Origin of the sequence: Kitasatospora sp. NPDC057595, assembly GCF_042800875.1 — a bacterium.
Classification (GTDB): Bacteria; Actinomycetota; Actinomycetes; order Streptomycetales; family Streptomycetaceae; genus Kitasatospora.
In genome coordinates this window covers 904-11,726 of sequence record NZ_JBHVGL010000047.1, presented here as the reverse complement: position 1 = coordinate 11,726, position 10,823 = coordinate 904, and the positions used below count along the sequence as shown (strand labels likewise).

The following is a 10,823-nucleotide window of genomic DNA, read 5'->3' as shown; positions in this document are numbered from 1 at the left end:
TGCCCGTGCGTGGCCCCGGGCGGGGCCACGGTCGCGGCCCACACCCCCCGCAAGGAAGCACCATGGACCGACCCGAGCACCGCACCGGCTGCTGCGCCCCCCAGCGCGCCACCGGGCCCGCCGTCCCCCCGCCCCCGGCTGGGCACCCGAGGCCGGCGGGGCCGTCCGCGCACACCGTCCCGCAGGCGCACATCCCCGCGCAGACCTTCCGGATGGGCGACGCCCACGGCGACGGCGCACCGGCCGACGGCGAGACCCCCGTCCACCCGGTGTCCCTCACCGCCTTCGACATCGACACGACCAGCGTCACCAACGCCGACTGGGCGAAGTTCGCGGCCGCGACCGGGTACCGCACCGAAGCGGAGACCTTCGGCTTCTCCGCCGTCTTCCACCTCGCACTCGCCGCCGACCCCCGCGACATCCTCGGGCAGCCGCCGCAGACCCCGTGGTGGCGCGGTGTCCGGGGCGCGGACTGGCGCCACCCGGGCGGCCCGAGATCGTCGATCGAGGGGCTGGACGAGCACCCCGTGGTCCACATCTCCTGGAACGACGCCCAGGCCTACTGCGCCTGGGCCGGCCGCGCCCTGCCCACCGAAGCCCAGTGGGAGACGGCCTCGCGCGGCGGACTCGACGGCAGGCGCTACCCCTGGGGCGACGACCTCGGCGCGCAGGAGGGCGAACGCGCGGGCTGGCGGCTGAACATCTGGCAGGGCGCCTTCCCCGCGGAGAACACGATGGACGACGGCTTCCTCACCACGGCACCCGTGCGCACGTATTCCCCCAACGCCTACGGACTCTGGCAGACCGTCGGCAACGTCTGGGAATGGTGCGCCGACGCGTGGGCCGTGGACACCTACACCCGGGACCTCGCGGCAGGGACCGTGCACGATCCCGCCGGCCCGGCCGGCCCGGCGCCCCATGCGCCGAGGGTCATGCGAGGCGGGTCCTTCCTCTGCCACGACAGCTACTGCAACCGCTACCGCAACGCGGCCCGAACCTCGAACACCCCCGACTCGTCCATGGCCAACGCCGGTTTCCGCACGGTCTCCCCATGAACGAACGCATACGGACCCTGCGGCTGTGGTTCGCGCCGCAGGGCATCCACGACGAGGGGGACACCCCCGACTACCGGTTCTCGCTGGCCAATGAGCGCACCTTCCTCGCCTGGATCCGGACGGCGCTGGCGCTGATCGGCGGCGGGTTCGCCGTCGACCAGTTCCTGCCGGAGCTGGCCCGGGGCGTCCGCGCCGGACTGGCGCTCGCGCTCCTGGCCGCAGGGGTGCTCTGCGCACTGCGGGCGGTCAACCACTGGGTGCGGTGCGAGCGGGCGATGCGGCTCGGGAAGAACCTTCCGATCTCGCGGTTCCCGACGGTGCTCGGCCTGGGCGTGGCGACCGTGGCCGTGACGATGGCGGTGGTGGTCCTCTTCGGCTGGGAGGGTCCGTGACGACGGAGGGACGGGACCCCGGACTCCAGCCCGAGCGCACCCGGCTGGCCTGGCGGCGAACGACGCTGTCGTACACGGTGGCGGCGCTGCTGGCGGTCAAACAGGTCCCGCTGTCGGTGGTTCCGCTGATCGCCCTCACCTGGCTGGGCTTCCTGCGCACGGCTCATCGACGCGTGCTCGGGGTGGGGGTGTCGCGGCCGCGTCCGCTGTCCCCGCGCGGCGCGCTGACGGCAGCGGCGTGCACGATCGCGCTCGCCGTGCTCGCGGCGACCATGGTGCTCCACCCGGCCGACCGCTGAGCGCAGCAGCCGACGAACGCATCCTTTGGGGAGATCCGCTGCCATCGGCGCAGCGACAGTCAGCTCCACGCCCGGCCCGGACGCCAGGCCCGGCACCGACGCACGACGGTCCGCGCGCCCGGGGGGCGCGGGACACCGCCGCGGGCACCTCCAGCAGCCGCTGCCGGGGCAACGCCGGCCAGCCCGGACACCCGGGCCTGAACCGAATGGGGGTGGCACGTCGCCGCTCGCCGGGAAGCGCCGGGCGACACGCGGCGTGACGGGCCCGGTGCGTGACCTGGGAGTCCGGGCGTGCCGGATAGCCTCGTCGTCGCCGCAGCACCCGACTCCCCTACCCCCGCCGCACCATCCGTCCCGGGCTACCCGCGGAAGTGACTCGCGGCATGCAAGCCCCACCTCGGGCCGTTCCCCCTGATGCCGCCCGGCCGGACGGCCACAATCGAACATTACCTATAGTGATCATATGATTCTTTTGCGTTGCATGTCGTGAAGGTTTCCGAGGCGGCCGCACGGCGGTAGTCCCGGACAACCGCGGCCCTACCCCGCGCACTGACGGCCGGGCAGACGCGCGACGTCCGTGCGCTGAGGAGGCGAGGAGCCTGGTTCCGCCGTGCCCCCAAGCCGTGACCTGGCCGCCGCCGCGACCACAGGGACCCACGTGAAGGGTCCCGTTCTTCCGCCCCCGAGAAGGAGAACCCATGACGGCCATGACGCTGGCCCGGCACAGCGACGAGGCGATTTTCGCGGCGGAGACCGCTGCGGAAGGAGAGCTGCGGGAGGCTCTGTAGAGGCTGGCCGCCGACACCTGCGCGATCGTCCGGACGCCCAACCTGTCACGGTGCGCCCCGCGACGATCGGAGGACGGCCGCTGCACGTGGGCATCCTCCGCGAGTTCCCAACCAGCTCGAAGATCCACTACGACGAGGTGGTGCGGGAGTTCCCCGGCCACATCAACGACGAGCCCCTCGTGCAGCCCGCCTTCAACCTGCACCTCACCGCCGCCGAGCACGGCGGTGCGCTGACCGTCTGACGGCATCGCTGGATCCCCGCCGACGACACCCGCAAGGACGGCTATGGCTGGTCCCCCGAAACCGCCGCCGACGCGCCCTCGGTAACCGTGCTGGCCGAACCCGGCGAAGGCGTCTTCTTCGACTGCCGCAACCTCCACCAGGTCCACAACTCAGAAGGCGGGCGCCGGATCACCCTCTCCCTCATCCTGGGCTTCACCATGAACGGCGAGTTGATCGCCTGGTCTTGACCTCACCCACGGCGAACCCCCGTCTCCCGAGGGCCCGTCCCGGGCCGCCTCCCAGGCCGGGCCACGAACCCCATCGCCCCACGCGGCACCCTCCACACCCCCTGCAGGGGCCGGTGGTGCGGCCGGCCGCGAGCGCACCGGCGACCGCCACCGAAGGCACGCCTTCACTCGCCCTCGACTGCGTCTGCCGGACGCCCTCGTCCGCTGCACCTCCTATACCGCGCCCGGCCGCGCCTGGCTGGGCTCCGTCGACGACACGGTAGGCCGACCCGGCAATCGCTGGGACCTGCGCGTGGAGAACGTCCTCGACTCGCAGTACGGCGTGGTGATGACCGTCCGAGGCGGCCCCACCGGCCGAGCAGTCCTGAAGTCTCCCCACCGGGAGAGACGCCCTGGCCGAGGCCTTCGCGGTGCCACGCCACGCTGCGCGCGGTCTGGCTGCCCGGCCTGGCCTTCGTCCGCCCCGGTGTCGTCGGCCTGGTCACGGTGCTCGCCGTCGAGCTGGCGATCACCGTCAACATGAGCCTCTGCACCCCGGTGCTCGCCACCTACCGGCTCGAACGCACGCCCCGGGAGCTGGTCGCCCCGCACGCTGGCGGCCTGGTCGATCGGCCAGCAGGCGGCCGTCGCCGTCCTGACCGCGCTCGGCGGGCTGGCTCGCCGTCGCCGGGCCCCGCACCGCCATCGCGGTCGCGGGCGTGCTCATCCTGTTCGGCCCGCTGCTGCTCCCCGCCCCGGGAGCGGCCGGGACGCCCGCCGTAGAGGCTCCTGTGAATATCGGCCGGGTGGTCGGGAGCCCGGACTGGTCGGGTAGCGGCGGGCCGACGCGGACGGGCGGAGTTCTCAGAGGGCTCACAGGTTCTCTTCGAGGACGGTCAGAGAGCGCTGACAGCCTCGGTGCGGTCTCCCGACCGCCTCGATCTGACTTGGAGCCCTCACTGTGGCCACGTTCCTTTCCGGGCTCGGCCGGTTCTCCTTCCGGAGGCGCTGGCTGGTCGCCCTGCTCTGGGTGGGACTGCTCTTGGGAGCGGGGGTGCTCGCCGGACGCGCGCCCGCCCCGCCGCCCAACGACTTCTCGATGCCCGGCACCCAGGCGCAGCAGGCCTACGACGTGCTGAAGGCCGATTTCCCGGAGGCGAACGCCGACGGCGCGACGGCCCGGGTGGTCTTCCGCGCCCAGGAGGGCAAGGTCACCGACGCCGGGGCGCGGGAGGCGATCGGGGAGACGGTGCGCTCCCTCGGCGGGGACCCGCAGGTCGTCCGGGTCACCGACCCGTTCACCGCCCGGTCGGTCAGCGAGGACGGCTCCACCGCCTACGCGCAGGTCTCCTACGGGGTGCCCGCCACGGAGCTGGAGGACGGCTCGCGCGAGGCGCTGATGGCGACCGTCGACGGGGCGCGCACTCCGGGGCTGTCCGTCGAGGTCGGCGGCAGCGCCGTCAGCGCGACGCCCGGCGGGCGCTCCTCGGAGGCCCTGGGTCTGGCGGTGGCCGTCGTGGTGCTGGTCGTGACGTTCGGCTCGCTGCTGGCGGCCGGCCTTCCGCTGCTGACGGCCGTGCTCGGGGTGGGCGTCAGCGGGCTGGCCATCCGGGTGCTGGCCGAACCGCTCGGGCTGGGCTCGACCACGACCGGGCTCGCCACCATGATCGGCCTGGCCGTCGGCATCGACTACGCCCTGTTCGTGGTCTCCCGCTACCGCGCCGAGCTGGCCCGTGGGCGCGACCGCACGGAGGCGGCCGGCCGCGCGGTGGGGACGGCGGGGTCGGCGGTGGTGTTCGCCGGCCTGACCGTGGTGATCGCCCTCGCGGGGCTGGGCGTGGTGGGGATCCCGCTGCTGACCCGGATGGGCCTGGCCGCCGCCGGCACGGTGGTGCTGGCGGTGCTGATCGCCGTCACCCTGGTCCCCGCCCTGCTGGGGATCTGCGGGCGCCGGATCGGCCCGCCGCGCCGGCGCCGCCGCGGGGCGGACGGCTCCGGGCAGCCCCGGGAGGGGCTGGGCGTGCGCTGGGCCCGACTGGTGATGCGGCGCCCGGTGGCCGTCCTGCTGGGCGGGGTCGTGCTGCTCGCAGTGGCCGCCGTCCCGGCGGCCTCGCTGGAGACGGGGCTGCCGGGCGATGAGAGCAAGCCCGCCTCGACGACCCAGCGCCGCGCCTACGACCTGGTCGCCGAGGGCTTCGGCCCCGGCTACAACGGGCCGCTGACCGTGGTCGTCCAGGCGGACGGCGGTGCCGAGGCCGCGGCGCAGGGCGTCGCCGAGCGGATCCGTGACCGGGCGGACGTGGCCTCGGTCGGGCAGCCGAGGACGAGCGGGTCCGGGGACACCGCCGTGCTGACCGTCGTGCCGACCACTGCGCCGGGCAGCGCGCGGACCGGCGAGCTGGTGCGCGCGCTGCGCGATCCGGCGCTCGCTGGCGACAGCGGCGCCCGGGTGCTCGTCGCCGGGCCGACCGCGATGAACGGGGACGTCTCGCAGAAGCTGTCCGACGCGCTGCTCCCCTACCTGGCGCTCGTGGTCGGCCTGGCGTTCCTGCTGCTGATCGCCGTCTTCCGCTCCCTACTCGTCCCGCTCAAGGCCGCAGTCGGCTTCCTGCTGTCGGTGCTGGCCTCGCTGGGCGCCGTGGTCGCGGTGTTCCAGTGGGGCTGGCTGGGGGAGCTGGTCGGCGTCACGGAGCCGGGGCCGGTGATGTCGATGATGCCGATCTTCATGGTCGGCGTTGTCTTCGGCCTCGCCATGGACTACGAGGTGTTCCTGGTGACCCGGATGCGCGAGGCCTTTGTGCACGGGCGGACGCCGAAGCAGGCCGTGGTCAGCGGGTTCGAGCACAGCGCGCGCGTGGTGACGGCCGCCGCGGTGATCATGATCGCGGTGTTCGGCTCCTTCCTCGGGTCGGACGAGCAGATGCTCAAGACCATCGGCTTCGGCCTCGCCGCGGCCGTCCTCTTCGACGCGTTCGTCGTCCGGATGGCGATCGTCCCGGCCGTGCTGGCACTGCTCGGCCGGCACGCCTGGAGCCTGCCCCGCTGGCTGGACCGCGTGCTGCCGGACCTCGACGTCGAGGGCGCGCGGCTCGAACAGGCCCCGCAGGCGACGGGCGCGTCCGAGGCGCAGCCCGCCGTCGAGCCGCTGGGAAGCGCCGCCGGCCGTCCGCCCGCCGTCTGAGCCGCCCGCTCCGCGCCCGCCCTCGACCACCCCGTCCCACCCTCGACCCCCGTCCCAAGGAGACCGCTCATGCCCGCCGCCCGATCGCGCCCCGCCGCGGCGCGCCCCGCCACCGCCCGCGCGCTCTGGCGCAACGCCCTCGAAGGCGCGCTGGCCACCGTGGCCGCCGCCGTGGCGATGGCCGCCGCCGTCTGGGCGGCGTTGGTCCTGCTCGGCGCCGGCCCGATCGCGCCCGCCACCCGGCTGGTCCCGGCGGTGGTGGGCATGGCGTTCGGCGGGGGGATCACCCTGGAGTCGATGCCCTCCGACGGGTCGGGTAACGACGCGGGGCTCGACGAGGGCAGCCTCGGCGGGATGCTCGGCGGCCTGGACCTCGGGCTGACCGGCACGGTCTCAATGATGCCCCTGGGCGTGACCTTCCTGGGCACCGCCGTACTCGCGCTGGGCTTCTTCCGGCCCCTGTACCGGCGGCCGCAGCCCGCCTCGGAGCTGCTGTGGGCGCGGTTCGGCGGCGCGCTGGCGGCGGCCGCCGTGGTCTTCCCCCTGCTGGCCGGCACGGCGCACGGCACGGCCACGCTGCCCGAGGGCGTGACGGACCGGTTCGGCAAGGGCGGCGGCGAAGGGGGCTTCGGCGGGCTGGGCGGCGGGTTCGGCGGCCTCGGCGGCGACGGTGGCGGCCTCGCCGACTCGCTGTCCTCGGTGGCCTTCGGCACCGATGTCGCGGTGACCGTCTTCTCCGGCCTGCTGTGGGTCTGCGTCGTCCTCGGCCTCGGCTGCCTCGCGGCCCGGCGCACGACGCTCTCCCGCCACCTCGCCCTCGGGCAGGGCCGCAGGTCGTGGCACGCCGTGACGTCCGCGCTGAGCGGGATCGCGGGCGTGCTGTGCTGCTCGGTCCTGGCCCTCGCCCTGCTGGCCGGCCTCGCCTCCCTGAGCGGCCGCGAGCAGGCGGCCAAAGCGGCGGGGGCGCTGCTGCTGATCGGCCCGAACCTGCTCGTCGTCCTGCTCACCGCCGGGCTGGGCACGCCGTGGGGGGCGGGGATGCAGCGCGTCAAGGCCGAGGGCGGCGGGATGTTCGGCGGCTTCGGCGGGGGCGGCGGCGGTGCGGCGGCCGACCGGTCCGTCGGCCTCACCGGCTGGTCGGGCGCCGGCGTGCCGCTGTGGCTGGTCGGCCTGCTGTTCGCGCTCGTCCTGGCGGTGCTCGCCGGCTACTTCGCGGCGGCCCGCACCCCCGCGCGCACCCGCAAGGAGGAGGCGCAGGCCGTCTTCGGCCGGAACACCGAGACCGCCATGCGGCTGGGCATCGCCGTCGGCCCCCCGGTCCTCCTGCTGCCGCTGGCGGCCCGGGCGTCGCTGGGCATCGGCGTCAGCGTGATGGGCCGGGAGATGGGCGGCGTGACCGCCGGCCTCGACGGAACCCCGGGGCTGTCCGCACTCGCCGCGGTCGCCGTCGCCTCCGGCGCCGGCTACGGCGGCATCCGCCTCCAGCAGCGGCGGGCCCGCCGCCGGGACGCGGCGGCCACCGCCCGCAACGCCGCGGCCGAGGAGCCGCGGCGCGAGGCGCCCGCCCCGGCGCCGGCCCGGGCGGGCGCCTCCCGAGGCTCCTCCGGCCGGATCTCCTGAGCATGTGATGCTGGGGGGATCCCACCCAGCCCTGTCCGTGAAGGCGGCAATCCACACCATGGCGGCACCGACACCCCCGGCCCGGCCCACCGGTGACCGGCCGGACCACCTGCTGGTCGTCGACGACGAGCCCACCGTCCGGGAGCTGCTGCGCACCGCGCTGCGCTACGCGGGCTTCGACGTCGACGCGGCCGGCACCGGGCAGGAGGCCCTGGAGCTCGCGGCCCGGCGCACCCCCGACCTGGTCCTGCTGGACGTCATGCTCCCCGACATGGACGGCTTCGAGGTGATCGGCCGCCTGCGCGCCCAGCCCCGGGCTCACCACCCCGGCCGCGGCGGCGACGTGCCGGTGCTCTTCGTCACCGCGCGCGAGGACCGGCAGGCCCTGCTGCACGGTCTGCGGATCGGCGGCGACGACTACCTCACCAAACCGTTCGACCTGGAGGAGCTCATCGCCCGGATCCACGCCGTGCTGCGGCGCACCCGGGGCGAGCAGACGGTCCGGATCACCGTCGGCGACCTCGAACTCGAACCGGACGGCCACCACGTGACGCGGGCGGGGCAGAGCGTACGGCTCTCCCCGACTGAGTTCCGGCTGCTGCACTTCCTGATGACCAACGCCGGACGGATCATGTCCAAGAACCAGATCCTGCAGAGCGTGTGGGAGTACGACTTCGGCGGCGACGCCGGCATCGTCGACACCTACATCAGCTACCTTCGGCGCAAGGTCGACGGGGGCGAGCCCAAGCTCATCCACACCGTCCGCGGCGTCGGCTACGTGCTGCGCGGGCCCCGGCCGTGACCCCGCCCCCCGCCGCGCCCCCGGCGCCGGAGCGCCGCGCCGTCCGCGCACTGCACGCGCTGCGGCGCGGGCTGAGCGGCCTGTCGCTGCGCACCCGTCTGCTCTGCCTCTCCATCGCCCTGGTCGCCGTCGGCCTGCTCGGCACCGGCGCCCTGGTCGCCGGCGCCCTGCAGGGCTACCTCCAGGACCGGGTCGACGACCGGCTGGCCCTGACCGGGCAGATCGCCGCCCACCTCTCGCCGCCCGACGGCGCCGGCACCCCGACCGGTGTGCAGGCCCTCGGCGTCCTCGGGGAGACCACCGTCACCTACCTGAACTACGACGGCTCCACCCGCCGGGCCTTCGACGTGAGCCCCGCGCCGCCCGGCGGCGGCCCCGAACTACCGCCGCTCGACCGCGCGGAAGTCCTCGCCCACGGGGGCCGCCCGTTCACCGTGCCCTCGCAGGAGAGCGACCGCGCCTGGCGGGTCATCGCGCTCCCCCAGGCGGCCCAGCTCATCGCGCCGGACCCGCCGCCCACCCGGGGCACCGTCGTCGTGGCGACCTCCCTCGACGAGGTCGACCGCACCACCGCCAAGACCCGCGCCCTCTCGCTGAGCATGGGCACAGCGCTGCTGGCGGTGCTGGCCGCCGTCGGCTGGTTCGCCGTCCGCTCGGGCCTGCGCCCGCTGACCCGGATCGAGGAGACCGCGACGGCCATCGCCGACGGCGACTACTCCCGGCGAGTCCCCGAACTGGCCGCCCCGCACACCGAGGTCGGCCACCTCGCGGCCTGCCTCAACCACATGCTCGGCCAGATCGACACCGCCTTCCGGGCCCGCTCCGAGGCCGAATCCCGCACCCGGCGCTTCTTCGCCGACGCCAGCCACGAACTGCGCACACCCCTCGTCGGCATCAAGGGCTACGCCGACCTCTACCGGATGGGCGCACTGTCCACCCGCGAGGACCTCGACCGGACCATGACCCGGATCGCCGCCGAGTCCACCCGCCTCGCCCGACTGGTCGAGGAGATGTTCCTGCTCGCCCGCCTCGACGAGGACGCCCACCCCTCGGCCGGCGGCCCCGGCACCGAGCCGGCCTTCGCCCTCGACCTCGCGCCCATGGACCTGCGCACCCTGGCCGCCGACGCCCTGCGCGACGTCCGCGCACTGGACAAGACCCGCCCGGTCACCCTCACCGGCCCCGGCGGCGGCAAGCCCTCCAACGCCCCCGCCGTCGCCGACGAGGCCCGCCTGCGCCAGGTCGTCACCAACCTGATCGGCAACGCCGTCACCCACACCCCGCCCGGCACCCCGATCCGCATCGGCGTCGGCACCGTCGGCAACCACGCCGTCCTCCAAGTAGCCGACCAGGGCCCCGGCCTCACCGCCGCCGAACGCGAACGGGTCTTCGACCGCTTCTACCGCACCGACGGCTCCCGCGACCGCACCACCGGCGGCTCCGGCCTCGGCCTCGCCATCGCCCACGCCCTGGTCGCCACCCAGGGCGGCCGCATCACCCTCGACACCGCCCCCGACCGGGGCTGCGTCTTCCACGTCCTGCTGCCCCTGCCCTCCCCGTCCGACGGAACGGACGACGGCTGAACGAACGACGGCCGGCCGCCGTCGGCCTCGGCGGTGCCGAGTGTGGCGGTGGTGCACCACTGCGCGTACAAGTAGGAGCCCTGGTACTTCACGAACGCGGCCGTCGACGCGGCCGGGTCGCCGGTCAACAGACGGGTCCCCCGGTCCGTGGCCCCGCCGGCCACCCCGATGTCGTTGCCCGCGGCGGAGCGGAGCTTCAACAGCCCGTTGCGCCTCGGCGTGCCGGGCGCGCCCTCGCCGCCGTCGTCGCCGACCAGCACCGGCCGCCACTCTGCTCGCTCCGCCCGTCGCACGGGAGGGAGGCGACGTGCTGCCGGGCGGCCGTGGCGGTCAGGCACCGGCCGCCGCCGACGACGGTGTAGCGGTCCCCGCCCACGTCCTGGAACCGCCAGTACTGGTTGGGGTTCTCATCCATCGGCTCCACCAGATGGGTCTGGGACTCGTCGGGGTGGTCGTCGATCATCATGGGTTGTCCGGCGGGGCTGTCGCCGTACTCGGCTATCTGTCTCGGGCGGTCGCTCTCCGATCGGGGAGCAGCGGTGGGGGCGGGGGGGTTGATAACCCGCCCCCCCCCGCGCCGCCCCGCCGGTGGGTTATAAAAAAAAAAAACAGCCCCCCCAAGGGGGGGGGTTGATATAGGGGGGGGGCGGAGAA

General features: G+C 74.8%; 10 protein-coding genes and 1 pseudogene. 10 read left to right on the top strand and 1 reads right to left on the bottom strand.

All coding sequences use genetic code 11. The features are described 5' to 3' along the window. Window positions 1-62 precede the first annotated feature (62 nt). From ACFU9E_RS35070 to ACFU9E_RS35025, 10 genes and pseudogenes are all read left to right on the top strand, one after another. Window positions 63-1,055 (top strand): formylglycine-generating enzyme family protein, encoded by a 993-nt coding sequence (locus ACFU9E_RS35070; RefSeq protein ID WP_380686840.1) that lies wholly within the window; start codon window positions 63-65, stop codon window positions 1,053-1,055. Continuing rightward, entirely contained in the window at window positions 1,052-1,447 is a 396-nt protein-coding gene (locus ACFU9E_RS35065) for a YidH family protein (protein ID WP_380686842.1), read from the top strand. The genes ACFU9E_RS35070 and ACFU9E_RS35065 overlap by 4 nt, the downstream gene beginning before the upstream one ends. Continuing rightward, window positions 1,444-1,746 carry a DUF202 domain-containing protein gene (locus ACFU9E_RS35060; protein WP_380686844.1) on the top strand — a complete coding sequence of 101 codons (303 nt, stop codon included), beginning with the start codon at window positions 1,444-1,446 and terminating at the stop codon, window positions 1,744-1,746. Before ACFU9E_RS35065 ends, ACFU9E_RS35060 begins: the two co-directional genes overlap by 4 nt. Before the next feature lie 874 nt (window positions 1,747-2,620). Further along, complete coding sequence (locus tag ACFU9E_RS35055; protein WP_380686846.1) at window positions 2,621-2,776, top strand: hypothetical protein; 156 nt, start codon at window positions 2,621-2,623, stop codon at window positions 2,774-2,776. An 87-nt stretch (window positions 2,777-2,863) separates the two neighbouring features. Further along, window positions 2,864-3,004 carry a hypothetical protein gene (locus tag ACFU9E_RS35050; protein WP_380686848.1) on the top strand — a complete coding sequence of 47 codons (141 nt, stop codon included), beginning with the start codon at window positions 2,864-2,866 and terminating at the stop codon, window positions 3,002-3,004. Window positions 3,005-3,418: 414 nt separating this feature from the next. Beyond that, window positions 3,419-3,735, top strand: a pseudogene (locus ACFU9E_RS35045) (MFS transporter); the annotation flags it as partial. A gap of 209 nt (window positions 3,736-3,944) precedes the next feature. Continuing rightward, complete coding sequence (locus tag ACFU9E_RS35040) at window positions 3,945-6,164, top strand: MMPL family transporter (protein WP_380686850.1); 2,220 nt, start codon at window positions 3,945-3,947, stop codon at window positions 6,162-6,164. A 69-nt stretch (window positions 6,165-6,233) separates the two neighbouring features. Continuing rightward, window positions 6,234-7,784, top strand: a complete 1,551-nt coding sequence (locus tag ACFU9E_RS35035; protein WP_380715670.1) for a streptophobe family protein — start codon at window positions 6,234-6,236, stop codon at window positions 7,782-7,784. 58 nt (window positions 7,785-7,842) lie between these two features. Next, on the top strand, window positions 7,843-8,586 hold the full coding sequence (locus ACFU9E_RS35030) for a response regulator transcription factor (RefSeq protein WP_380689966.1): 744 nt from the start codon (window positions 7,843-7,845) through the stop codon (window positions 8,584-8,586). Further along, a complete protein-coding gene (locus ACFU9E_RS35025; RefSeq protein WP_380689968.1) occupies window positions 8,583-10,169 on the top strand; it encodes a sensor histidine kinase in 1,587 nt (528 codons plus the stop codon). Before ACFU9E_RS35030 ends, ACFU9E_RS35025 begins: the two co-directional genes overlap by 4 nt. Window positions 10,170-10,365: 196 nt before the next feature. Here ACFU9E_RS35025 and ACFU9E_RS35020 read toward each other — a convergent pair whose 3' ends face one another. Further along, on the bottom strand, window positions 10,366-10,635 hold the full coding sequence (locus tag ACFU9E_RS35020) for an RICIN domain-containing protein (protein WP_380715668.1): 270 nt from the start codon (window positions 10,633-10,635) through the stop codon (window positions 10,366-10,368). Window positions 10,636-10,823: the final 188 nt, after the last annotated feature.

Excerpts from the sequence above, each read along its gene's own strand:
- ACFU9E_RS35065 (WP_380686842.1), top strand. The coding sequence starts at position 1,052 with ATGAACGAACGCATACGGACCCTGCGGCTGTGGTTCGCGCCGCAGGGC.
- ACFU9E_RS35035 (WP_380715670.1), top strand. The coding sequence starts at position 6,234 with ATGCCCGCCGCCCGATCGCGCCCCGCCGCGGCGCGCCCCGCCACCGCC.
- ACFU9E_RS35070 (WP_380686840.1), top strand. The coding sequence starts at position 63 with ATGGACCGACCCGAGCACCGCACCGGCTGCTGCGCCCCCCAGCGCGCC.
- ACFU9E_RS35020 (WP_380715668.1), bottom strand. The coding sequence starts at position 10,635 with ATGATGATCGACGACCACCCCGACGAGTCCCAGACCCATCTGGTGGAG.
- ACFU9E_RS35030 (WP_380689966.1), top strand. The coding sequence starts at position 7,843 with ATGGCGGCACCGACACCCCCGGCCCGGCCCACCGGTGACCGGCCGGAC.